The sequence below is a fragment of the Fortiea sp. LEGE XX443 genome (genome assembly GCF_015206815.1).
Classification (GTDB): Bacteria; Cyanobacteriota; Cyanobacteriia; order Cyanobacteriales; family Nostocaceae; genus Nostoc_B.
In genome coordinates, this window is the sequence record NZ_JADEXZ010000057.1 from 14,995 (window position 1) to 39,807 (window position 24,813).

A 24,813-nucleotide genomic window follows, 5' to 3' on the forward strand; every position below is an offset into this window, starting at 1 on the left:
GCGATGATTGAGCAATAAGCTTATTCTATAATTTTTTTCATCTTTATATGTCGGATGCCAGCTTCTTCAAAGCTTTCACCCTCTTGAATAAAATTCAATCTTTGGTATAAATCTTTAACATATTCTTGGGAATGAATGACTGCTTCAGAAATATTTTTAGTTGCTACTAATTGTAATGCTTTTTGTGTGATTTGTGTACCAATACCATTTCCTCTTGCTTGAGATAACACAGCAAGTCTTTCAATTTTGGCAATTTTATTTTCTAAATATCTAATTCTGACAGTACCTATAGGTTTTGTGCCTAGATATGCAATCAAATGGTCACATATTTCATCTTGCCCATCAAAGTCTAATACAGTTTCTATCCTTTGCTCTTTTTGAAATACCAATATTCTAATTTCTTTAATTGCCGTAAATTCTTCAGGGAACTCAACAATTTTAATAATTACATTTTGCATAAATATATCAATTTAAAAATTCGACTCTCTACGGCGAATATTTTCAGGTTTAATGTCACGATGAATTACATGATTTTGATGAACAAATGCTAAAATAGCCAGTATTTCTTTTAAGAGTTGAATGACAGCTAATTCACTTAATTTTTCACTGAAAGGAGGGAGTTCTTGTTTAGGATCATGACCTGGAATAAACTCTTGAACTAAAAAGAATTCTTCATTTTCGGCAAAGTGCGCCAATAGTTGCGGTATTTGGTCATGTTTCCCTAACATTTCTAAGATGGCTGCTTCTAATTCAAAAAAGCGTTTAGCCGCATTTAAAGTGTAGGGATCATTAGCAAGTGGCTTAAACCGCTTCACAACACACTGGGGATTTCCCGGCCGTTGAATATCTTGAGCTACAAAAGTTGTGCCGAACCCTCCTTGTCCCATCTGAGTAAGAATTTGGTAACGTCCGCCGATTGTTATAACTCACTCGCTGATTTGTTAATCTTGATTTTTGCACATAATAAAGTGTTAAGTGATGACTGGCAGCAAGTAGAGTTGACATAATAGTGTTGTTAACTGTACTCATGAGTGCCTGGCATTCTTTATTAGGTAGCATCTTCTATACCCAAGAAATAAAAGTAAATAAGTTGACCTTGGCTTATGAGTATTAGTCTGTGCATGATTGTTAAAAATGAAGAAGCTGCGCTGCCTAAGTGCTTGAATAGTGTTAAAGATTTTGTAGATGAAATGGTAGTGCTAGATACAGGTTCTAGCGATCGCACTCCCGAAGTTGCTCAACAATTTGGAGCTAAAGTACATCATTTTCAATGGTGTAATAACTTTAGTACCGCTCGCAATACAGCTTTAAAATATGTAACTGGTGATTGGATTCTTGTCTTAGATGCGGATGAAACTCTCTCACCGAGCATTGTGCCACAGATGCAGTCAGTAATCCAAAGTGATGAATATATTTTAATTAATCTCATCCGTCAAGAAGTTGGTGCAGCACAATCTCCCTATTCTTTAGTTTCTCGATTATTTCGCAATCATCCAGAGATTCGCTTTGAACGTCCTTATCATGCGTTAGTGGATGACAGTGTGGCGACGCTGTTAAAGAAAGAACCCCATTGGCAGGTAGGTTATTTGCAGGGTGTGGCGATTCTCCACACAGGATATCAAAAAGGTGCGATCGCTCAAAACAATAAATACGCCAAAGCTCAAGCCGCAATGTTAGAGTTTTTGTCCACTCATCCTAATGATCCTTATGTTTGCAGTAAATTAGGAGCGCTGTATGTTGAAACTGGCAATATCTCTCAAGGTGTTGAGTTACTGCAACGCGGTTTAAACCAGGTGAGTGGAAGCCAAAACCATCTAAATAAAACCCGGCTGCGCGGACTGGAAAACCAGCAGACAATACAATCGGAAGAAAACTACGAAATTTTATACGAACTCCACTATCATTTAGGCATTGCCCATAATCATTTCAAAAAACCTCAACAAGCTCTTGCACACTATCAAGCCGCCATTAAATTACCGATTTATCCTATGCTCAAATTGGGAGCATATAACAATTTAGGTAATTTACTCAAAGATGCAGGCGATTTAAATAGTGCCAAAAAAGCTTACGAGACAGCTTTAAAGATTGACCCAAATTTTGCTACTGGACATTACAACTTGGGCATGACATTAAAGGCTTTGGGTTTGTTTACAGATGCGATCGCCTGTTATCAAAAAGCCATCAGGCTAAATCCTTACTATGCAGAAGCATATCAGAATTTAGGTGTAGTACAGCTAAAAGTTGGTAACCTCCAAGCTAGTCTTACAGCTTTTAAAAATGCTATTCTGCTCCACGAACAGCAGAATCCTGAAGAAGCAAAAAGACTACGCCAAGGCTTATACGAGATGGGACTGTTAAAATAATTAGTAGTTCGTAATTTGTAATTCGTAATTATGTCTTGTGGCATGATTTCCACCACAATCCAAAACCTCACAAACTTGGGAATCGGCAACTTGTGAGTCAAAAAATTACGTAATAATAAAAGGTGAGTATTTTTTGAGCAGAGATATTGAGTATAAAACTCTTACTTAATATTTCGCTCAAAAATTGACGACACCCTCTTTGATCATTAACTGAGCATTTTAGAGGACTCACAAGCTAAAAACCTTATAAATTCCAGATAATGCGAGTAATTTTGATGACAGGCAAAGGCGGTGTGGGAAAAACCTCTGTTGCTGCCGCTACAGGACTACGTTGTGCAGAACTAGGCTACCGCACACTAGTTTTGAGTACAGATCCCGCTCACTCCTTGGCAGACAGTTTTGATTTGGAATTGGGACATGCGCCCCAACAAATTCGCCCCAATTTGTGGGGTGCAGAACTGGATGCACTGCAAGAACTTGAAGGTAACTGGGGCGCTGTGAAGCGCTACATTACCCAAGTTTTACAAGCGCGAGGTTTAGAAGGAGTACAGGCGGAAGAATTGGCAATTTTACCAGGCATGGATGAAATTTTTAGCTTGGTAAGAATGAAACGCCACTATGACGAAGGGGATTTTGATGTTTTAATTATTGACTCAGCCCCTACTGGTACAGCTTTGCGTCTTTTGAGTTTACCAGAAGTTGGTGGCTGGTATATGCGCCGCTTTTACAAACCCTTTCAAAATATTTCGGTGGCGCTGCGTCCTCTGGTTGAACCGTTTTTTAAACCAATTGCTGGTTTTTCTTTACCAGACAAAGAGGTAATGGATGCACCTTACGAATTTTATGAACAAATTGAAGCGCTGGAAAAAGTATTAACAGACAACACCCAAACCTCTGTGCGTCTCGTCACGAATCCAGAGAAGATGGTGATTAAAGAATCTCTACGCGCTCATGCTTATCTAAGCTTATATAATGTGGCAACAGATTTAATCGTTGCTAATCGGATTATCCCTCCAGAAGTACAAGACCCATTTTTTCAACGTTGGAAAGAAAATCAAGAGCAATATCGCCAAGAGATTCACGAAAATTTCCACCCGCTGCCTGTCAAAGAAGTTCCACTTTTCTCAGAAGAAATGTGTGGGTTAGCAGCACTAGAAAGGCTCAAAGATATTCTTTACAAAGATGAAGATCCTAGCCAAGTTTACTACAAAGAAACAACAGTTAGAATCGTACAAGAACAAAATCAATACAGTTTAGAACTGTACTTACCGGGGATTCCTAAAAACCAAATTCAACTGAGTAAAACTGGTGATGAGCTAAACATTACTATTGGCAACCATCGCCGCAACTTAGTACTACCACAAGCTTTAGCCGCACTACAACCTGCTGGTGCAAAGATGGAAGACGACTATTTGAGAATCCGCTTTGCTGACAATATCAGAGTTTAATTTACTATGTAAATTAAACTCTGATAAAAATTAAATCTAAACAGTAGAGATATGATATTGTTCTTATCTCTACTTTTTTATAAGCACCTAAATATTTTGGTTTTTAAAGTAAAATTTATCCGAATCTTTATCAAGAAAATACATTTTTATAGGAAACTATTTGCAAACTAAATAATGTAAAAGTATGTAACGACCTCAGAAAAGTCTTTACTATATTTTGCCGTGGTTTTACTGTCGACAAATAGATTACATAAAATTCACAATGATTTTAGATTTATAACTGACTCGTTATTTATTTTTCTGAAATTTATTTAATTTAAAAACAATGTTTCCTATATCTGATTCAAACTTGCAGACAAGACCTGATCAAGAAACTCTCCTGCGCCGGATTACAAACCGTATTCGTCAAACATTAGAATTAAAAGAAATTATTACAACAACAACAGCAGAAGTACGCTGCTTACTCGGAACCGACCGAGTAATGATTTATCAATTTCATGCTGATGGTAGTGGTCAAGTTGTTGGTGAATCGATTTATGAATATCGTTTACCTTCACTGTTAGGGTTAAATTTTCCGGCTGATGATATTCCCCCTCACGCCCGCGAACTTTTTATTAAGTCTAGAGTACGTTCTGTCGTGAATGTGGAAATGCAGCAGATTGGTCACAGTCGTGTGAGTACTTTAGCAACAGGAGAACTGAAACTAGAAGATATCTGTTACCGCCCCGTAGATCCTTGCCATGTGGAATACTTAACTGCTATGGGGGTCAAATCTTCTATGGTAGCGCCAATTTTCCATCAAGAGCAACTCTGGGGATTACTGGTATCGCATAATTCTCAACCGCATTCTATTTCAGAATCTGAACTAGAAGCGATGCAAATGGTAGTAGATCAATTATCGGTGGCGATCGCTCAAAGTAATCTCCTCACCCAAGCCCGTGCTAAAGCTGAACGAGAAAGTATTATTAACCGCATTGCAACCCTGCTACATTCACTACCTACCATTGTTTTACAACCTGCACTAGAAGCAGCAGTGTCGGCCTTTAAGGGTTCTGGTGGCAGATTGTGCATGAGAAACGAAGCCTTTCACCTCCAAAATGGTAACGCTCGGAGTCTAGGGGAATGTTTAATTCCTGGTAACAACTGCATTCAGCTTTACACCTGTGGACAGCAACCAGAAATTCCCGCAGAAACTATTTATCCATTAATGGAGCAATATAGTGTCTGGCAGCAACATTATCAGTCTGGTGACTATGATGTTTGGGCAATTACTGACATTTATCAAACTTCTCATTTGCGAACTTTGCAGCTGGCTTTTAAACCAACAAAAATTCGCAGTCTCTTAATGATTCCACTCCAATACCGTCAGCAGTTAATTGGCTACTTGAGCATTTTTCGAGATGAAATAGACACAGAAACCTTGTGGGCTGGTCAAATTGATCGCGATCGCAGACAATTATATCCCCGCCTGTCCTTTGATGTGTGGCGAGAATCGAAAACAGCCCAAGCGCAACAATGGACAGCAGCAGAAATTGAATTAGCTAGAGAAATCGCCAAACATTTTGCCTCAGCAATTCAACAATATGAACTCTACCAACAAGTAGAAGCTTTTAATCTCAATTTAGAACATCAAGTAAAAAAGCGCACCGTTGAACTGCAACGCAGCCATGAACAGCAACAAACCGTGTTTGGTGTCATTGCTAAGATACGTGAATCTCTGAACACAGATACAATTTTTCAAATCACCACCAAAGAAGTGTGTCAGTTAGTGAAAAGCGATCGCGTTTCTGTCTATCGCTTTACAGAAGATTGGGGTGGTGAATTCGTCGGAGATTTTGAAGCGGCTAGTCCCCATTGGTCAAATGAAGCCAACATTAGGGTAAATACAGTTTGGAATGACACTTATCTACAAAATACAGAAGGAGGGCGTTACCGCCACAACGAAACATTTGCGGTAGATGATATTTACAAAATGGGCTTTACCCAGTGCCATGTAGACAATCTAGAACATTATCACATTCATGCTTTTGTACTAGCGCCTATTTTTGTTGGGCAGAAACTATGGGGCTTACTTTGCACCTATCAACATTCCGGCCCCCGCGAATGGAAACCTTCAGAAATTAACTTCCTTACTCAAATTGCGGCTCAATTGGGGATAGCACTCCAGCAAGCCCAGTTACTCACACAAACTCAGCAGCTTGCTGCTGATTTGCGTAAAGCCGCAGAACAACGACAAATATTGTTTGAAGTAGTTAGCAAGCTGAGAGAATCTCTGGACTTAGAGACAATTTTTACTGCAACCGCTCATGAAGTTCGCCGCACCTTAAATGCTGACCGAGTTGTAGTTTACCGCTTTGATCCCAATTCGGAACTAGATGAAGGTGAAGTGGTTGCAGAGGATATTTTACCTGGTTTTATTTCTACTATTAATTTAAAAATTCAAGACACTTGCTTTAAGCAAAAATATGTTGCTTTTCATCGCCAGGGACGAGTTCATGCAATTACTGAAGTTCAGAATTCTGGATTGAACCCTTGTTATTTAAACATGCTAGAGAAACTTCAGGTACAAGCCAGTTTGGTTGTTCCCCTAGTTAAAGGTAATGAACTTTGGGGTTTGCTGTGCATTCACCAGTGCGCCCAACCTCGTGAATGGCAAGCTTCAGAAATCCAGTTTGCCACCCAGGTAGCGGCTCAACTGTCTGTCGCACTAGAGCAAGCTGATTTACTTTCCCATACCAAGCAGCAAGCCCAACAGCTGGCTGAAGCCTTACATGAACTACAGGCAACCCAAACCCAACTCATCCAAACCGAAAAAATGTCCTCGCTGGGCCAGTTAGTGGCGGGTGTCGCCCATGAAATTAATAACCCAGTGAATTTTATTTATGGCAATTTATCCCATGTCCGGGAGTATGCTGATGATTTGCTCAGTATGCTGCATCTTTATCAGCAGCAGTATCCTAACCCAAGTTTTGAAATTTGCGATCGCGCCGAAGAAATTGACTTAGAATTTCTGACTAATGATTTGCCGAAAACTCTCTCTTCCATGAGCATTGGTGTTGAACGCATTCGTCAAATTGTCATGTCTTTACGAAATTTCTCTCGCCTCGATGAAGCAGAAATGAAGGTAGTTAATATTCACGAGGGCATTGATAGCACGTTGCTGATTTTGCAGCATCGCTTGAAATCGAAATCAGATCATGCAGACATTCAAGTAATCAAAGAATATGGCGATGTACCGTTGGTAGAATGCTATGCTGGGCAACTAAATCAAGTATTTATGAATGTCTTGAGTAATGCGATCGATGCTTTGGAATATAGCCAGGAATCAAGATCAAAAACTCATCAAAATCAAATTACCATTCGCACTGCTGTCGGTGACATGAAAGAAAATCCGCCTAGTGTTGTGATTTACATCAAAGACAATGGGCTAGGAATACCAGAATCCTTTAAAAAACGAGTATTTGACCCATTTTTCACCACTAAGCCAGTGGGCAAAGGTACTGGCTTAGGGCTATCAATTAGTTACCAAATTGTGGTAGAAAAGCACGGCGGTATTTTTAAATGCGATTCCCAGCCAGGCCAAGGAACAGAATTTCGGATTGAAATTCCAATTCGGCAAAGTATCCATACTGAAAGTGCTGAGTGCTAAGTAAAATTTACTCGTTTATGATTAGCACTTTTTTAGTGAAAGAGTATGACCACTTGCATTGATGCAACTTGGCTGAGTCGTCCCTCAACCTTGCTGGCACCTGAACTTATTGGCTGTACTCTAGTACGGCAGATGTCAGATGGCAGTATTTTACGAGGAATGATTGTCGAGACAGAAGCTTATGCGCCGGATGATCCGGCAATGCACGCTTATCGTGGCCGGACTACCCGCAATCAAGTGATGTTTGGTACTGCTGGTAAGGCATATGTCTACTTAATTTATGGTTGCTATCACTGTCTCAACGTTGTAACTGACCAAGATGGAGTAGCTAGTGCTGTGCTTCTCCGCGCCCTTGAGTTAGATCAAGTACCTACCTGGGTTGACCATAAAGAAAAACTCAAACCGCATCGCATTGCTGCCGGGCCGGGGAAGCTTTGCCGCGCCTTGAAAATTGATCTGACATTGAATGCAACACCCTTAGAGTTTGGTCAACCGCTATGGCTAGAACACCGCCATCCTGAGTTGCAACAACAGCTAGAACAAGAAGATTTAACATTAATTCAGACTACCCGGATTGGTTTAAGCAAAGGGGTAGATATGCCTTGGCGTTGGTATTTATTTAACAGTCCGGCTGTATCTAAGAAAGGATGAGCGATCGCACCATTTAAGCATTTCTGAACTGGCGATCGCATAAATTTTCATACTTTTTAACATATACTACTTTAGATAGATGATTTACTGTTGAAAATAATGGGCTTGCTGAAGTATACAAAATAATTAAAAAAACTAACAAGTGCTTAATTGACCTCTCCCTAACCCTGTTAAGTGTAAGTTTTAACTTTCAAAAAAGTGAGTAGAATTTTAGCGTACAGACTGATAACAATAAATCGTAGATGACTTGGCACACACAGATAGGTGATCGCGTCCTTGAGGGCATCGAAGCAAAATTTTACCTTGAAATTCTCCAGGAAGCAGTGTACTACTTACAGGAGATTGAGGACTTCAACGATGAACTCGAATGTCTAACAGAAGATAACATTTTTGATAACGCTAACTTTAACCAAAAGATTGTGCTGTTGCATTCTTGTCTGGTAGCTTTACTTAATCCTGACGTTCCTCCACCCTCACTAACGAACTCCTTAGAGGCAGCGGCCTTTTTTCCCTTTGCCTTTCTTCAAATGAAAGTAGAAGAAGAAATCAATTTAGCAGAGGATGGCTTGTTTGAGGAGGGTGAGGATTATTTAAAATATTGCTATCGCCAGAGACTCTGGTCAGTATTTGAGCAGTTAATTCTTCCAAGTTGGCAAGCAGAGGAATTTGACGATGATGAGGAAGAATATGATGATTGGTCTGACTTTGATTACCATTCAACTGATGTTGAGCAGTGGAAATGGCTCGTTGACGAATTAGCGGATCGCATTTTTTGGGATCGAGATTGGCAATTCTCTTCTGAATTTCCACAACTGCTCGATGGAATCGAACCGGAATTTAGTCAAACTACAGGAATTTATGAAGATTATATGAGTAATCGACTTCCTAAAGTTACTCCTGAGGAAGCTAAAACTGCTTTGCTAGAAATTCAAACTTGGAGCATTTAAAACTCTGAACAGCTATAATTGCATGATTCACTAAACATAGTTTCAACTACGCAATTGCACAGGCATGGCTAAATAAGTCATCTTCAAACCGCCAAGGGGTGTAAAAATTACCGGTGTCAGGTTTTGATTGATGTGCATTTGAATTTCGGAAGATGGCAAAGCTTTTAAACCTTCCATCAAATACTTTACATTAAAAGCAATTTCTATATCTTCTCCAGATATTTCCGCAGGCATTGACTCTCTACCACTGCCCATTTCTTGAGCTTCACAAGATAATGTTAATTCTTGGGCGGCGCTGTCAATGGTGAGTTTAACTATATTATTCTTTTGATCGGCTAGGACAGCAATTCTTTCTAAAGTACTTAAAAATTGTTTACGATCAACTGTTACTTGTCGCTCAAATTGGCGGGGAATGAGTTGACGATATGCGGGATATTGCCCTTCTAAAGTGCGGCTAGTTAAGCGCTGATTAGCCCAAGCGAATACAACTTGACCTTGATCTAAATATAAGGCGATCGCATCATCAGCGGCAGCATTATGAGCTAACATCCGTTCTAGTTCCCGTAAGGCTTTGCTGGGTACTGTCACCTCTAATTGACCACTCCCACCCAAAGGACGCTCGTTTGCCGTTTCTACGACTACTAGGCGATGTCCATCTGTAGCACCAAATTCTAGAGAGTCTTGTTTTACAGTTAGATGTACTCCCGTGAGAACTTGCTTAGTTTCGTCAGCGCTAGTGGCAAATAATGAACCCCTCAGTCCTTCAATTAAGGCGGCTGTGGTTAAATTAATTGGTTCGGCATTTTCCATGATGGGGAGTTCGGGAAAATCTTCGGCGCTCATGGCGCGGACTTGATAATATCCGCTTTTTGGTGTGAGGGTGACAATTAAACCTTCACCTGTGGATGTTTCTGCGGCTTCATCATCTAAGGTGATTTCCCCTTCTGGTAGACGGGAGGTAATATCTACCAAAAGTTTAGCCGGAAGTGCGATCGCTCCGCCTTGCCAAACTTCCGCACTAAAGCTAGTACGAATACCTAAACTCAAATCAAAAGCGGTTAAGCTTACTTGGTTAGTTTCAGCATCCGCTTGTAAAAGTATATTCGCCAGCACCGGATGAGTTGGTCGTGAAGGTACAGCACGGCTGACAAGGGAAAGGTTTGTACTGAGGTCGCTTTGGGAGCAAAGTAATTTCATAGTCTAGGAGTTAGAAGCTATTTATAAAGTAAATCTACAACGGCAGCGATCGCCGCTCATCTTAACCTGAGCGTATATTACTTACGGGAATTATTTAGCTCAATATTAATGGTTGTATATTATGGTATCATCTGATGGTTGCATAAAGTGTACTTATGGAACGTGAAGCCTTAACAATTCGCTTCCCGGCAAAATTACTTCAGAAAATACGGGCATTGAAGCGAGAAGATGAATCACTCAATGATCTAGTTGTTCAAGCCCTGGAAAAAGAAATGAAGTGGCGTAGTGCTTGGGTAGCCCACGAACAAATTCAAATCATTCGAGAGCAAGTTAAACAGCGAACTGGGGTTCATCCTGATCCAGTACCCTTAATTCGTCGACTGCGTGAAGGCGAAGCTAGACGTGACTGAGGCACTCTGTATCGATACCAGCGTGATGATGAAGTACCTTTGCCCGGATGAACAAACACCAGAGGCGATCGCGCTGATTACCAATGCCTTAACTCAGCAAACCAGACTTGTTGCACCGTGCTTTGCCTGGGCAGAGGTGGGTTCGGTGCTTCGCAAAAAACTGAGAATCAATTTACTGACCTTTGCTGAAGCTGACCAACTATACACCGCCTACATCAGCCTACCGATTAACTACATCGATACTGAAATTCTCCGATTCGACGCTTGGCAACTCGCTGAACAATATGGAATTCCCACTCTGTATGATGCTGTTTTCTTGGCCTGTGCCAAGATAGAGTCCGCGAACTTTTGGACAGCAGATGAGGCAATGCTCAACCTATTTTCACCCAGACCCGCTTACGTCTACAAATTGGGAGATTGAAGTGGTTTTATGTGGTGCAATGAAAAAATAGCGATCGCTAACATAAGTGATTAGCTGTAAACTACTGTGGCTATGGTGTTACAAGATTGACAACAAAACTTTTGTATATGATTATTTTTGCCTAAAAATATACATAGCACCAATTCTCTAAAATTAGGCAACACATTCAAACCCCACAACCCAGACCAAATCAGAGTTTCTTAATTACGAATTACGAATTGGTATAATCTGCCTTAAGCCCTGGAAAATAATCTTTGAGTGTGTTAACACCTGTGGAAAACTTGTGGAAAACCTTAGGAGTTTTTCCACAAAGTAATTATACTTAATAAAGTTTTTCACATAATCATGGAGATTTTTCCACAAAAAATAATTGTTTTTCCACAAAAAGATTTAAATTTAATCATTTTTTATACTTAACTTAATATTAATCAATTAACTCCTTAACCATTGATATAGATGATGAAAGTCCAGCCTGTGGAAAACTCAAAATTAATTTCTTGATGATTTTTGGGAACGGCTAGTCATGTTAATGCGATCGCTAAGTTGACGCAGAGTTTGGACTAAATTGCGATCGCTTTCTTGTAATTGCGTAATTTTGTCACAGCTGTAGATTACCGTTGTATGGTCTTTACCACCAAACTCTTCGCCAATTCTCGGTAAACTCAAATCAGTGTGTTGACGCATTAAATACATCCCGATTTGACGCGCCCAGCTAATTTCTCGCCGCCGGGAATTACTTTTGAGGTCTTCAATGGAAACATCAAAAGTTTCAGCCACAGCTGTTAAAATTGCCTCTGGAGTAGCTGCAAATTTCTCGCTTGGGGTTTCTAGAACTGGGGTAATGTTTTCTACTGTCATTGGTAAACCCCAAATAGAAATATATGCCAAAGCCCTGATCAATGCTCCTTCCAATTCCCGAATATTAGACTTGTAGTTAGTCGCTATATACTCAATCACATCCCTAGGCAAGCGGATATTTTCGTACTCAGCTTTTTTCTGTAAAATCGCCATCCTCGTTTCTAAATCAGGCGCTTGAATATCTGCAATTAACCCCATCGAAAACCGCGAAGACAGCCTCTCTTGCAGTTGAGGTATTTGGTTGGGTGGACGATCAGAAGCAATCACAACTTGTTTGCCAGCTTCATGTAATGTATTAAAAGTATGGAAAAATTCTTCTTGGGTATATTCTTTACCTTCAATAAACTGAATATCATCGACCAACAGCACATCAGCGGCCCGATAGTGTTCTCGAAAACTCTGCATACTATCGTTACGAATGGCTGTAATTAAGTCATTAGTAAACTGCTCTGTAGAAACGTAAAATATCTTAGAATCTGAGCAAATCTCCCAGCGATAATGACCGATCGCTTGCATCAGATGAGTTTTTCCTAAACCAACACCGCCACACAAAAATAAAGGGTTAAACTCCCTACCCGGAGATTCTGCAACTGCTAAAGATGCTGCGTGAGCCATCCGGTTATTGGCTCCCACAACAAACCGAGAAAACACATATTTTGAGTTTAGTTCTGCATTAGTCTGATTTTTTTGCGGAAGACTTTCAGACACAAAATTGGAGTTAGGAAATTCCCCAGCATTTTCTTTTTCACCCAATCGCGGAATCTCATCATCTTTGGCCACTGTAATGTAAATTTCGACCGGATACCCCAAAATAGTTTGCACTACATTAGCAATGGTATGGACGTAGTACTTCTGTAACCAATTGCGTGCAAAAGGGTTTGGAGTAATAATGACTAAGCAATTATTCTCTAACCGCTCCGCATTAGCAGTTTTAATCCAAGTTTCAAAGGTTGGACGGGATAATTCTAGTTGTAAGCGCTCTAGCACCTGAGTCCACAAATCGTCAAGAGAAATTTCCATCACATATCACCTTTGCTGCTAATCGCCAAAATAGAAGATATGAGCAAGCACCAATTTAGCATTCAGATGCTCTAGACCTAGGGCAAACTTTAAGTTCTAATCATTTTGGGACTACCCAGTAGGCAATATCCTATCACCCACCGACCAACACGGAGAGGCAAAGACACATGAAGACAAAACTGCATAAAGAAATTAATATCTGGGGTTGGTTGCTCAAAAGAGAATCAACCAGTGCTAAGTTAATGCTGCTAGGTGGCATAGCAATGGTGTCCTTGGGAGGTTGCAGCCTTTTACCTGGTAAAACCTTTGAAAATCCAGGTAATCAGCCTTTAGTTTCCGAACCCAAGACATCTAACCCCGAATCAGCGATCGCGCTTCCACCAATCATCGCTGCATCTGGAGATCCTAACTTTGTTGTGGGAGTGGTGCGAAATGTTGGTAGTGCTGTCGTGCGAATTGACTCCGCTAGAACAGTTACATCTCGCGTTCCCGATCAATTTAACGATCCCTTTTTTAGACGGTATTTTAGGGATGCACAACCCAGACAAAGAGTTGAACGAGGTAGTGGTTCAGGATTTATCATGAGTTCCTCTGGTCAAATTTTGACCAATTCTCATGTAGTAGATGGTGCTGACACTGTGACAGTTACTCTCAAGGATGGTAGGACTTTTGATGGCAAAGTTTTGGGGGAAGATCCGGTAACAGACGTAGCTGTGATCAAAATCCAAGCAAATAACCTACCAACTATATCCTTGGGTAATTCTGATGCACTACAACCAGGGGAAGCAGTGATTGCAATTGGCAATCCCTTGGGTTTAAATAATACCGTGACATCTGGAATTATTAGTGCCACAGGTCGGTCTAGTAGTGATATTGGTGCGAGTGACAAGCGTGTTGACTATCTGCAAACAGACGCGGCGATTAACCCTGGTAACTCTGGTGGGCCTTTGCTGAATGCAAGAGGTCAAGTAATTGGGATGAACACAGCGATTTTACGCGGCGCACAAGGGTTAGGATTTGCCATTCCCATTAACACAGTGCAGAAAATTGCTCAACAACTAATTACTCAAGGCCGAGTAGATCATCCTTATTTGGGCGTTCAGATGGTAACGCTCACACCAGAAATTAAACAAAGGATAAACAATCGATTTGGCGATCGCATTAATCTCACAGCAGAGAAAGGAGTGTTATTGGTAAATATTGTTCCTCGCTCTCCGGCTGCTGCTGCTGGACTTAGGCCAGGGGATGTGATTCAACGAATTAACAACCAGCCTGTCACTAAAGTTGAAGAAGTACAAAGGCTCGTCGAAAACAGCCAAATCGGTAGTCCTTTAAGAGTAGAGGTAGAACGTAACGGTCAAATTACCCAATTCGCAGTTAATCCTGCACCTCTACCAGTACAACGAGAAAGCTAACTGAAGTGTGAAGTATGAAGTAGGAACTTTAGTGTTTAAGGTTCAGAAAAATTAGAAAATCGTATGTAGACAATTAGAAAATTCTATGTCTGCAAAAATTGACAATTAATTATTGTCAATTTTCATTTAATTGTACATCCTCATCATTCATTATCTGCTAGTTTACCCAAGGAGTTTTTTACATGGCTGATTTGATTCCAATTATGCAATTGGGCAACCCGATAATTCGTCAAAAAGCTACTGGGGTTGATAATATTCATGACGAAAAAATTCAAAAATTAATTGATGATTTAATTGCAACGGTTATTCATGCTAATGGTGTCGGCATTGCTGCACCGCAAGTTGCCGAACAAAAGCGTTTATTTATTGTTGCTTCTCGCCCAAATCCCAGGTATCCCAAGGCTCCCACAATGGAACCCAATGCCATGATCAATCCTAGGATAGTGTCTCATTCTGCGGAAACTGTTAAGGAATGGGAAGGTTGTTTGTGTATCCCTGGTATTAGAGGATTAGTACCTAGATATCGAGTTATTGAAGTTGAATATACTGACCGTTACGGTAAATTACAAAAACAAGAATTAACTGACTTTGTGGCGCGAATTTTTCAGCATGAATACGACCATCTTGATGGAATTGTCTTTATAGATCGCGTCGAAAGTACTCACGATATAATTACTGAGCAAGAATATCAAAAACAGGTAATTAACAATACTTAATCCAAAATAAATCTTCAGAAGGAGTTCATATACGGAATTTATGAGTTATATTTAACCTAACGTTAACCTTTTAGCCTTGGTGCAACTATCGAGTAAATGACCATAACTCTCAGTAGTCGCGGGTTAAGTCCGAAAGAGCCTCTGTCTCCCGACTTAATCACTGTTACGCGTCACAATGATCAAGTAAAAGTGAATAGACACACCAGTCCAGCAACTACAAAATTAGACATGTATTTGCCTGCTGGTGGGCTACAGATTGTACATGCAGCCCACGGCCGCATCCGCATCCGCGCTACTGACGGTAGTTTGAATTCAAGACTAGAACCAGTATCTCAATATTTAAAGCAGTACAAAGGGGTCAGGGAGGTTTATACCAACGAGCAATTGGGCAGTTTGGTAGTTAACTTCGATGAAAATCGACTGACATTACCGCAGATGTTAGGAATACTGGAACAACTAAATATTCACACTCCCCCGACTTCGCCTGAATTAATGAGTAGCAGAGATCCTTTTGCTGCTTGGAAATCTCCTGACTTTTGGATGGAGCAGACTGTTTCCTTCATTCCCTTGATTTCAGGGTTGGCGGTGACAGGAGGGTTGGGAATTAGTGGTTTAGCGTCTATCCCAGTTTATATGATTACCGCAGACGCGACTCGTCGGGTAATTGGCTGTCTGGAACCGCAAAGTGCTAAGTCAGACAGCAACAAGCAGTCACAACCAAATCCTAAAAAAGGCGATCGCCAATCTGTAAAATTAAATAATAAAACTGAACAACCGAAATTGACACAAGTATTAACCAAGCCTGTTGTTGAACAAGTTAGAGAAGACGCAACACAATCAGCAAATATTGCCTACACTGTAGCTCATGCCATTCCTGGCAGGATTAGATTTCATGTACCTCGCATCGCCCAAGATCGTGCTTATGCGCGACGACTGGAGAGGCTATTGAAAACTGATGCTCAAGTAACTAACGTGCGGATGAATTGCGATGCTGCATCGATAGCGATCGCATATCAACCCAGTTATGTAACAGTCAATCATTGGGTAAAACTGATGGAATTGGCTTTGGAGACAAATCCGCCAACACTGCCTGTTCAAACAATAGAACAAGAGCAACAACCTCTAGAAGCAACTATTCAGCCTGTTGTATCGACCGATACAACAAAAATAAATTCTGAAAGTAACAATCTAAACATATCCAGCTGGTGGGTTGACATGAAGCCCTCAGCAATGTCTTTTTCTTTAGCCTACATGGCGAACTTTCCGTTGTAGATAGTTCCGTTAAGGAACACAGGAGGATGAAAATGGAGGGTTCCGTATCTTCATCGGCATCGCAGCCTCCTGGGGAAAGCCCCTGGAAAATAGCAGCCAAATCAAATAATGCCACCCGTCGTAAGCAATCTGCCAAGGTAGCTTATAGTACTACTCTGGCACTTCCTGGAAAAGTCGCATTTTGCGTACCGAGGATTAGTGATGATCCCCCATACTTGCAACGCCTACAAGGGTTGATCAAGGCGCAACAATGGGTTATCAGTCAGCAAGTTAGCCCAGAGGCGGGATCAGTCGTTATTACTTATAAAACCGGGATGATGTCAGATTTTGAAATGCGTTCAGAACTGGCTAATCTATTGCAAATTGCTGATCATGCTCAGGGAACAGAGGCTGAGGAGATAAGGAGCAGGGAACACAATCAGGCAGAGGAGCAGGGGAGCAAGGAGCAGAGGGGAGAAAACTTACAGAAAGATTCCCCCTTGCACCCAGCCCTTCCGCTCCTCATCTTAGAAGCCCCAGCCCCCTGCCTCGTATCCTCTTCCCAAATAGCCTATACTATCGTTCATACAATTCCTGGGCGAGTTAGGTTTCACATCCCGCAAATAGCTTGCGATCGCCAATACGTGCAACGCTTAGAGAACTTGCTCAAAGCAGATCCAGTGGTGACAAGTGAGCGAATCAATCCAGATGCAGCCTCAGTCGTCATCACCTACAAAACTGGGACACTGCGAGAGTCTCAACAGCAAAAGCACAACGTTGTAGAAGCAGCAATAACGCATTTAACTAGTCTGATTCAATCTGCTAACGAAACAGCCAGCAGAGTTTAAAACATAATCAGCAAATCTTTTTTGCAGTAGCTCACCAGTCTTGAGTGATTGGGGGGAATTTGCTCTCGAAAATTGAGAGCCTACTGCGTCATCAATCAAGTTTTCCATCACTTTACGCGAGAGAAAGAATGGCACAATTGACAGTTCAACTAGCATCGCCATCAGTTCAAAAATCTGCCGAAACTGAACTAAAAGAAGAAGTACCGCTAGGTGCGAAGGTTTACGAAACCGTAGGCACAGTTGTTTTAGCTCAAAAGGGTTACAAGACTGAGGCAAAACAGATTGGCAAAACGTCTTTAGCTAACCGCAATAGACATCCCCATCAGCCAATCTCTACAGTTGTTTACAGCCTTGTTCATGCAGTTCCTGGAAGAATGCGATTGCGTATTCCACATCTGCGCCACAACGCTGCATATGTGCAACGCCTGCAAACTCTATTGGAAGTTGATCCCCTCATCACCAGCGTCAGAATTAAACCTGCGGCGGCTTCGTTAGTTGTTACCTATAAATCTAGTGCTGTTAGTGATGCCAAAATGCGATCGCGTCTTAGCTGTCTGATTATGACGGCGAATGATGCCAATGTTGTGCTGTTAGAGCCGAAAAAGCCTTTAGATGCCAAGACGAAAGATGATCCTGAAACAGCTTGGCCAGGATTGCAACTTTCGGCTGTGGCGACTGGTTTAGCGGTGCTAGGTGGGCCGTTAGGATTTGCCGTACCACCCATGATGGTGGCGGGAACCATTGCTCTAGCAACATTGCCTGTATTCCAAAGAGCGATCGCTGGGGTGGTGATGCAGCGTAAACTGACAATTGATGTGTTGGATTTGCTGGCAATTGTGATTACCACAGTCCAAGGACAGTTTCTCACACCAGCATTGATGCTGAGTTTAATTGAAATTGGCGAAAATATCCGCGATCGCACCGCCCGTTCTTCCAAAATGCAGACTTTAGATTTGCTCAATTCTCTAGGGCAATTTGTCTGGGTAGAACGTAATGGTGAAAAGGTACAAATCTCCATCAAAGAAGTCAAGAGTGGTGACACAGTTATTGTCTATCCCGGCGAACAAGTTCCTGTAGATGGTAATATCATCCGAGGTAAAGCCCTACTAGATGAGCAGAAACTAACTGGTGAATCAGTACCAGTTTTAAAGACTAAAGGACAACCAGTTTTTGCTTCCACCCTGGTACGAGAAGGCAGTATCTATATCTTGGCAGAACGGATAGGTAACGATACCCGCGCCGGACAGAGCATCAAGCTCATGGAAGAAGCTCCTGTCCACGATACCCGTATGGAAAACTGTGCGATTAAAATTGCTGAAAAAGCGGTTGTACCTACCTTATTACTGGGTGGAGCCGTGTTTGCTGTCACCCGCAACGCCGCTCGCGCCGCCAGCGTCCTTACCCTTGACTTTGCAACGGGGATCAGAGTATCAGTACCAACAACAGTCTTGGCAGCCTTGACTTATGCAGCGCGACACGGAATTCTCATCCGCAGTGGCCGAGCCTTAGAACAACTGGCAGAAGTTGATACTATCGTTTTTGATAAGACTGGTACTTTGACTAAGGGTGAAGTAGCAGTCATTGGGGTTGATAGTTTCAATTCTGAAGTCTCCGAGGAGCGTGTTTTAGCTATAGCCGCCGCCGCCGAACAACGACTTACCCACCCAGTCGCCGAAGCTGTAATTCGTTATGCCGAAGCACAGCAAACCGTCATACCCAGCCGTAGCAAATGGAACTATAAACTTGGTTTAGGTGTGGAAGCCGAAATTTATGGCGAGGCTGTTTTTGTCGGTAGTGAGCGCTTCTTGCGTCAACAAGGCGTAGATATGGAAGTTCTTAACGATCGCAACCGCATAAATTCTGTAATTTATGTCGCCAGCAATGGTCAACTTCTCGGTAGAATAAGATATAGTGATATTCTTCGTCCAGAAACACGGGAAGTAATTAACCACCTGTTGACGGTTGAAGGTGTGGAAGTTCACATGCTTACCGGCGACAATCAGCGCACAGCCAAAGCTGTAGCAGCTGAACTCGGAATTGCCCCAGCCTATACTCACGCAGAAGCATTCCCCGAACAAAAAGCCGCCGTTGTCCGCGAACTCCACGAACAAGGTAAAACAGTTGCATTTGTGGGAGATGGAATTAACGACTCCCCAGCATTAGCCTACGCCGATGTTTCTGTGTCCTTTGCTCACGGTTCAGAAATTGCTCGTGAGACAGCAGATGTAGTGCTGATGGAGAATGACTTACATGGGATATTAGAGGCAATCGCTCTGGCACGCAACGCCAAAAAATTAATTCGGCAAAACACCAGTATTGTTGCTATTCCTAATATTGTAGCAATGGCGATCGCTGTGCTATTTGGGCTGAACCCCCTAGGTGCAACGATGGTTAACAATGGTTCAACTATCGTTGCGGGAGTTAACGGTTTACGTCCAATTCTTAAAAGTTCCCCCAAGAAAGCTCTACCATCAGCATGATGAGATGACATCATGGCTAGATTAAGCTAAAAGGCTTTCTGACAATTTTTTTTTCAATTCAATTGGAGATACTTTACTATGCCGAAAATTACTGATTTTGTTGAAGATGCTGGCGCTCCTGGAATTATAGCCGGTATTGGTGCAGTTCTGTTAGCACCAGTTCTGATTCCCGTTGTGGCTGGAATTGGTAAACCCTTCGCCAAGTCCATCATCAAAGGTGGAATCGTTGCTTATGAAAAAAGCAAAGGCGCTTTTGCAGAACTAGGCGAAACTTGGGAAGACATCGTAGCTGAAGCTAAAGCCGAACTCGCTGAAAACAGAGAAACCCCATTATTTGAAGCAGCTGCTACTCCAGTTGACAGCACATCTGATAATGGTGCATGAACTTACAGTTTATAGTTTGTAGGGTGGGTGACGCGATCGCTAACCCACCATCACTACCAAACATTTTGTAGGTGCATTACACCCTACACAAACTCAAGACAGCAAATTAGAAGATGGGTGAGATACCCGTCTTTCTTAATTGCTGCGAAAATCCTCACAAAAATTCATCTGCGTAGCCTACAGAAAGCCGCTGACGCGTCTACATCTGCGGTAAAAAAATAGATGAACCAAACTCAAAAGCATTTAAAGTATTACTCAGGAGGGTGGATGTGTTTACAAATAGTCATGGTAACGTAGCTATAATGCCCCAAGTTGTAGAGCCAGCAGCCTTGAACACGCCATCTAGACCTATCTCTACAAAAATTGTTAGCAATACCCCAGGAAGGCTACGGTTAAGAATTGCGCCATCTCATCGTCAAGCTGGGGAAATACAACGCATTGTTAAGATTTTGGATACCCAACCCAACGTTAGTCAGGTAACTACTAATATCCAAAATGGCAGTATTGTGATTCACCACGATCGCAATCAAGAAAGCTGGGAAAATGTAGTAGCTACACTTAAAGATATCGGGATGATTTTTGCCGATATTACGGACGAAAGTCATTCCGATGCAGCCGCCACTGTCGCTAATGCCGTTTATGATTTAAACGACAGAGTTGAGCAAGCAACAAATAATGTAGTTGATTTACGTTTTATATTTCCCTTGGCACTTGGATGTTTATCTGTGAGACAGTTGCTAGTTAAGGGTTTGCAACTAGAAATAATTCCTTGGTATGTATTGGCTTGGTACGCCTTTGATAGTTTCATCAAACTGCATGGAGTCAGTAAACCCCAACTTAGTGGTGGAGCGGGAAAATCATAGTATGAATTTTTCATCACACAGAGCTACCATGTACACACAAATCCTTGAGATTTACCACGCCAATAGGGTAGGTTAATTTTTACAAGTCGATGCAATAACATTGTAGGTCAGTACATTCACATGACAAGTTGATGCAATAACATTGCAGACTAAGAAACTTGTGTGTACACCGTAGTCACACAGAGAGACGCGCAGAGAGTGAAAGTTGGAGATATGGAATTTAGAAACTTCCTTTCTTACTCTACGTTCTTGGCGGTTTGTTGATGTATTTTACAAACATTCTCTGAATCCAATTAAAATAATGTCAGTCTAACTACAGGAGTCAGAAAGTGTTGAAAATTAGTGTTGAAGAAGCAGCTATAAATTTAAAATCTCTCTTGGAACGGGTAGCTAGGGGAGAAGAAGTAATCTTGTTAGAGCAAGATAAAGCCGTAGCTCGTTTGGTTCCTCTGCTATCAAAGGAACAAAGGTTAGCAACTATAAAACAATTTCGAGATTCCCTGGCGGTTAAAGGTGAATCTTTGAGTGCAACTGTCATCAATGCACGTACAGAGGAACGTTGTTGATTTATTTAGATACAAGCATTATCGCTCCTTTATATTGGACAGAAGCTTTAAGCAATAGTATGGAACAATTACTACTCAATGAAACTGAAGTTGGGTTGAGTCAATTAGTTGCAGTTGAACTAGTTTCTGCACTATCGCGTCGAGTTAGAATGCGAGAAATATCTCAACAAGATGCAATAGCAATTATAGAAAGATTTCAAGCAGATTTGGATAGTGACTTTTATACTCAAATTGCGGTAGAAACAGTTCACTATAACTTAGCGCGTGAGTGGATTAGTCGATTTGATATACCATTACGTACACTGGATGCTCTACATTTGACAATCGCATTTCAAAATAATATCCGCTTGGTAACGGCTGATGAGGCTTTAGCAACAAGTGCTGAAATTTTAGGAGTTGAGGTTTTATTACTGCGGTAAATCAACTATTCCCTTTCTATAATTTACCAAAAGTGCGTAGGGGGAACATCATCGTAGACATCGCATAACCAAAACCATTAGTTCAGGAGAAAGGTGAACTAATCAGGTTTTAGAAGCAGCACCAGAGTAATTTATCCTGAGTAGTAGCACCTTCTCAAGCACAAATCATGAAAAAGCTGATCAATCAGCCAGAAGACTTCGTAAAAGAAAGTCTAGCAGGGATGGCGATCGCCCATTCAGATTTAATTAAAGTCAACTATGACCCTACCTTTGTCTACCGAGCCGATGCACCCTTACGGGAGAAAGTAGCAATTATTTCTGGTGGTGGCAGTGGTCACGAACCGATGCACGCTGGTTTTGTGGGTAAGGGAATGTTGGATGCGGCCTGTCCGGGAGAGGTTTTCACTTCCCCAACACCTGATCAAATGCTGGCGGCGGCTCAACAGGTAGACAGTGGGGCTGGTATTATTTATATCGTCAAAAATTATAGCGGCGATGTGATGAACTTTGAAATGGCCACGGAATTAGCAAGGAGTGAAGGTATCCATGTACTGAATATTTTAATTGATGATGATGTGGCAGTGAAAGACAGCCTTTTTACCCAAGGTCGTCGAGGTGTAGGCACAACAGTATTAGCAGAGAAAATTTGTGGTGCGGCGGCGGAACAAGGGTATGATTTGCCACAAATAGCAGACTTGTGTCGGCGGGTAAATCTGAATGGGCGGAGTATGGGCATTGCCCTGACATCTTGTATTGTACCAGCTAAAGGTACGCCGACATTTACATTAAGCGATAGCGAAATGGAATTCGGTATTGGTATCCACGGTGAACCTGGACGGGAAAGGATGGAATTAAAATCAGCAGATGAGATTGCAGAGATATTAACTCAGACAATCATTGATGATGTTGGCTACAGCCGGGTTGTGCGGGAATGGGATGAAAACCAAGGACAATGGGTGGATGTGGAATTAATTGATCCCGCTTGGCAAAAAGGCGATCGCTTGTTGGCTTTTGTTAATAGTATGGGTGGTACACCAATCTCGGAGCTTTATTTGATTTATCGCAAGCTGGCGGAAATCTGCGAAAAACAAGGAATGCCAATTGTCCGCAACTTAATTGGCCCTTACATTACATCTTTGGAGATGCAAGGTTGCTCAATCACATTACTTAAGTTGGATGATGAAATGATTCGTCTGTGGGACGCACCAGTACACACAGCAAGTCTGCGATGGGGTATTTAAGATGGTCAGTCAAGAGCAAATTTTACAATGGTTGCAAATCTTTGCATCTGAAATAGAGCAGAATAAAGAATATTTAACAGAATTAGACGCAGCGATCGGTGATGCTGACCACGGTATTAATATGGAACGTGGGTTTAAAAAAGTCATGAATCAACTGCCGACTGTGGCAAATCAAGATATTGGCAGCATTTTAAAAGCAGTTAGCATGACTCTAATTTCCAGCGTTGGCGGAGCTAGTGGCCCTTTGTACGGCACATTATTTTTAAAAGCTAGTACTGTAACTGCTGGTAAACAAGAACTAAATACACAAGAGTTACTTCAATTACTGCAAGCTGGTTTAGAAGGTGTATTGCAAAGGGGTAAAGCCCAATTGGAAGATAAGACAATGATTGATGTGTTATCTCCGGGTGTGGCGGCTTTTAAGGAAGCAGTGGGAGAAGGTAAAGACACATTGGCTGCAATGGAACAAGCAGTAGTAGTAGCAAAACAAGCGTTAGAAAACACCAAACCGATGTTAGCTAAAAAAGGACGCGCTAGTTACCTCGGAGAACGGAGTATCGGACATCAAGATCCCGGTGCAACTTCGGCTTATTTGATGTTAAAAAGTTTACTGAAAAGTATAAAAAATGAGAAGTCGGAATAATTTAAGGATGAAGGCTGAAGGATAAAATTTCACACTTCATACTTCAGACTTCATACTTCACTTCAGCCGAATACTCTATGTTGCAAAGAAGGCATTTGACGGCGTACTTGTTCTAGACGCGAGGGGTTAATTTCTGCGATCGCAATTCCTGGTTTTTCACCTGCATCAGCTAAAATCACACCCCAAGGGTCAATAATCACAGCATGACCGTGGGTTTGACGACGGGCGTAGTTTGTGCCAGTTTGGGCGGGTGCAATCACATAACAAGTATTTTCAATTGCCCTTGCTTGCAATAATACTTGCCAGTGGTCTTTGCCTGTGAAAGCTGTAAAAGCAGCCGGAATAAACATCACATCGGCTCCCTTGCTGGAGAGATGGCGGTACAATTCTGGGAAGCGCACATCATAGCAAACAGAAAGACCGATATTACCCAATTCTTGGGAAAAATGTACTGAAGGCAATTGTGTACCAGCCACCACAGTGCTAGATTCACGATAGGTATTGCCATCAGGAACATTCACATCAAATAAATGTACCTTTTGGTAACGAGCAACTTCTTGACCGCTTGGGTCGATGAGTGTGGAAGTATTATAGACTTTGCCTGTACCTTCTACTGATACCGGAAAGCTGCCGCCCAAAATCGTGACTTGGAAGCGTTGAGCCATTTTTTTAAGAAATTGCTCTGTTTCACGGGTGATATTTTCTGCTTGGGCGAGTTTGTCTTTTTCTTCACCCATAAAAGAAAAATTTTCTGGTAGGCCGACTAATTCAGCCCCTCGACGCACAGCAAGATCAATTAATTCTTCTGCCTGTGCCAAATTTTTATATAAATCAGGCACACTTGTCATTTGAATAGCGGCGGCTAAATAAGACTTCATAGATTCAACAAAAAACAAGTAGATGTGTGCAGGACAGATACTTAAATATATCGTTACTTAAAGAACTTCGGGTCTTGATTGGCAATGAGTAATACCGTTTCACTTTAAGTTTGATACAAGTAGGCCGCAGGGGGGCAGGGGGCAG

At 41.7% G+C, this 24,813-nt stretch carries 23 protein-coding genes; 18 read left to right on the forward strand and 5 right to left on the reverse strand.

Annotated features, from left to right (window positions below; translation table 11 throughout):
- Positions 1-20 precede the first annotated feature (20 nt).
- Together IQ259_RS19305 and IQ259_RS19310 are read right to left on the reverse strand one after the other, a co-directional pair.
- Complete coding sequence (locus IQ259_RS19305) at positions 21-458, reverse strand: GNAT family N-acetyltransferase (protein WP_193887618.1); 438 nt, start codon at positions 456-458, stop codon at positions 21-23.
- Between the two features lie 12 nt (positions 459-470).
- Positions 471-923: a protein kinase gene (locus IQ259_RS19310; protein ID WP_339383944.1), complete on the reverse strand. Its 453-nt coding sequence runs from the start codon at positions 921-923 to the stop codon at positions 471-473.
- 180 nt (positions 924-1,103) lie between these two features.
- On the opposite strand from IQ259_RS19310, the gene IQ259_RS19315 reads away from it, so the two are divergent.
- The 5 genes from IQ259_RS19315 (at position 1,104) to IQ259_RS19335 (ending at position 9,058) form a co-directional block, all read left to right on the forward strand.
- A complete protein-coding gene (locus IQ259_RS19315) occupies positions 1,104-2,363 on the forward strand; it encodes a TPR domain-containing glycosyltransferase (RefSeq protein ID WP_193887619.1) in 1,260 nt (419 codons plus the stop codon).
- 260 nt (positions 2,364-2,623) lie between these two features.
- Positions 2,624-3,811 (forward strand): TRC40/GET3/ArsA family transport-energizing ATPase, encoded by a 1,188-nt coding sequence (locus tag IQ259_RS19320; protein WP_193887620.1) that lies wholly within the window; start codon positions 2,624-2,626, stop codon positions 3,809-3,811.
- A gap of 325 nt (positions 3,812-4,136) precedes the next feature.
- Positions 4,137-7,460, forward strand: a complete 3,324-nt coding sequence (locus IQ259_RS19325) for a GAF domain-containing protein (RefSeq protein WP_193887621.1) — start codon at positions 4,137-4,139, stop codon at positions 7,458-7,460.
- A 45-nt stretch (positions 7,461-7,505) separates the two neighbouring features.
- Positions 7,506-8,111 (forward strand): DNA-3-methyladenine glycosylase, encoded by a 606-nt coding sequence (locus IQ259_RS19330; protein ID WP_193887622.1) that lies wholly within the window; start codon positions 7,506-7,508, stop codon positions 8,109-8,111.
- 242 nt (positions 8,112-8,353) lie between these two features.
- Positions 8,354-9,058 (forward strand): hypothetical protein, encoded by a 705-nt coding sequence (locus tag IQ259_RS19335; RefSeq protein WP_193887623.1) that lies wholly within the window; start codon positions 8,354-8,356, stop codon positions 9,056-9,058.
- A gap of 42 nt (positions 9,059-9,100) precedes the next feature.
- On the opposite strand, the gene dnaN is transcribed toward IQ259_RS19335, so the two are convergent.
- On the reverse strand, positions 9,101-10,255 hold the full coding sequence (gene dnaN / locus IQ259_RS19340; protein WP_193887624.1) for a DNA polymerase III subunit beta: 1,155 nt from the start codon (positions 10,253-10,255) through the stop codon (positions 9,101-9,103).
- A 155-nt stretch (positions 10,256-10,410) separates the two neighbouring features.
- Between dnaN and IQ259_RS19345 the strand changes: the two genes are divergently transcribed.
- Positions 10,411-10,665 carry a YlcI/YnfO family protein gene (locus IQ259_RS19345; RefSeq protein WP_193887625.1) on the forward strand — a complete coding sequence of 85 codons (255 nt, stop codon included), beginning with the start codon at positions 10,411-10,413 and terminating at the stop codon, positions 10,663-10,665.
- Complete coding sequence (locus IQ259_RS19350) at positions 10,658-11,086, forward strand: type II toxin-antitoxin system VapC family toxin (RefSeq protein ID WP_193887626.1); 429 nt, start codon at positions 10,658-10,660, stop codon at positions 11,084-11,086. Before IQ259_RS19345 ends, IQ259_RS19350 begins: the two co-directional genes overlap by 8 nt.
- A gap of 489 nt (positions 11,087-11,575) precedes the next feature.
- Here the strand turns inward: IQ259_RS19350 and dnaA are convergent, their stop codons facing one another.
- Entirely contained in the window at positions 11,576-12,964 is a 1,389-nt protein-coding gene (gene dnaA / locus IQ259_RS19355; RefSeq protein ID WP_193887627.1) for a chromosomal replication initiator protein DnaA, read from the reverse strand.
- 167 nt (positions 12,965-13,131) lie between these two features.
- Here dnaA and IQ259_RS19360 point away from each other — a divergent pair, with 167 nt between their 5' ends.
- The 11 genes from IQ259_RS19360 to dhaL all read left to right on the forward strand — a co-directional run bounded on the left by IQ259_RS19360 (position 13,132) and on the right by dhaL (position 23,790).
- Positions 13,132-14,379, forward strand: coding sequence for an HhoA/HhoB/HtrA family serine endopeptidase (locus IQ259_RS19360; RefSeq protein ID WP_193887628.1), 1,248 nt, complete (start codon positions 13,132-13,134; stop codon positions 14,377-14,379).
- Between the two features lie 182 nt (positions 14,380-14,561).
- Positions 14,562-15,095: a peptide deformylase gene (gene def, locus IQ259_RS19365; protein WP_193887629.1), complete on the forward strand. Its 534-nt coding sequence runs from the start codon at positions 14,562-14,564 to the stop codon at positions 15,093-15,095.
- Between the two features lie 96 nt (positions 15,096-15,191).
- Positions 15,192-16,367 carry an HMA2 domain-containing protein gene (locus IQ259_RS19370; RefSeq protein WP_193887630.1) on the forward strand — a complete coding sequence of 392 codons (1,176 nt, stop codon included), beginning with the start codon at positions 15,192-15,194 and terminating at the stop codon, positions 16,365-16,367.
- Positions 16,368-16,399: 32 nt separating this feature from the next.
- Positions 16,400-17,194: an HMA2 domain-containing protein gene (locus IQ259_RS19375; RefSeq protein ID WP_193887631.1), complete on the forward strand. Its 795-nt coding sequence runs from the start codon at positions 16,400-16,402 to the stop codon at positions 17,192-17,194.
- A gap of 128 nt (positions 17,195-17,322) precedes the next feature.
- Positions 17,323-19,674: a heavy metal translocating P-type ATPase gene (locus tag IQ259_RS19380; RefSeq protein WP_193887632.1), complete on the forward strand. Its 2,352-nt coding sequence runs from the start codon at positions 17,323-17,325 to the stop codon at positions 19,672-19,674.
- Between the two features lie 78 nt (positions 19,675-19,752).
- Complete coding sequence (locus IQ259_RS19385; protein WP_193887633.1) at positions 19,753-20,058, forward strand: DUF5132 domain-containing protein; 306 nt, start codon at positions 19,753-19,755, stop codon at positions 20,056-20,058.
- Positions 20,059-20,327: 269 nt separating this feature from the next.
- On the forward strand, positions 20,328-20,921 hold the full coding sequence (locus IQ259_RS19390) for an HMA2 domain-containing protein (RefSeq protein ID WP_193887634.1): 594 nt from the start codon (positions 20,328-20,330) through the stop codon (positions 20,919-20,921).
- Between the two features lie 329 nt (positions 20,922-21,250).
- Positions 21,251-21,487 (forward strand): type II toxin-antitoxin system Phd/YefM family antitoxin, encoded by a 237-nt coding sequence (locus tag IQ259_RS19395; protein WP_193887635.1) that lies wholly within the window; start codon positions 21,251-21,253, stop codon positions 21,485-21,487.
- Positions 21,484-21,906 carry a type II toxin-antitoxin system VapC family toxin gene (locus tag IQ259_RS19400; RefSeq protein WP_228014647.1) on the forward strand — a complete coding sequence of 141 codons (423 nt, stop codon included), beginning with the start codon at positions 21,484-21,486 and terminating at the stop codon, positions 21,904-21,906. The genes IQ259_RS19395 and IQ259_RS19400 overlap by 4 nt, the downstream gene beginning before the upstream one ends.
- A 167-nt stretch (positions 21,907-22,073) precedes the next feature.
- Positions 22,074-23,147: a dihydroxyacetone kinase subunit DhaK gene (gene dhaK, locus IQ259_RS19405; protein ID WP_193887637.1), complete on the forward strand. Its 1,074-nt coding sequence runs from the start codon at positions 22,074-22,076 to the stop codon at positions 23,145-23,147.
- A gap of 1 nt (position 23,148) precedes the next feature.
- Positions 23,149-23,790, forward strand: coding sequence for a dihydroxyacetone kinase subunit DhaL (dhaL, locus tag IQ259_RS19410; protein ID WP_193887638.1), 642 nt, complete (start codon positions 23,149-23,151; stop codon positions 23,788-23,790).
- 62 nt (positions 23,791-23,852) lie between these two features.
- Here the strand turns inward: dhaL and IQ259_RS19415 are convergent, their stop codons facing one another.
- The gene (locus tag IQ259_RS19415) at positions 23,853-24,668 is read right to left on the reverse strand and encodes a carbon-nitrogen hydrolase family protein (RefSeq protein ID WP_193887639.1); all 816 of its coding nucleotides are present in this window, start codon (positions 24,666-24,668) and stop codon (positions 23,853-23,855) included.
- Between the last annotated feature and the right edge of the window lie 145 nt (positions 24,669-24,813).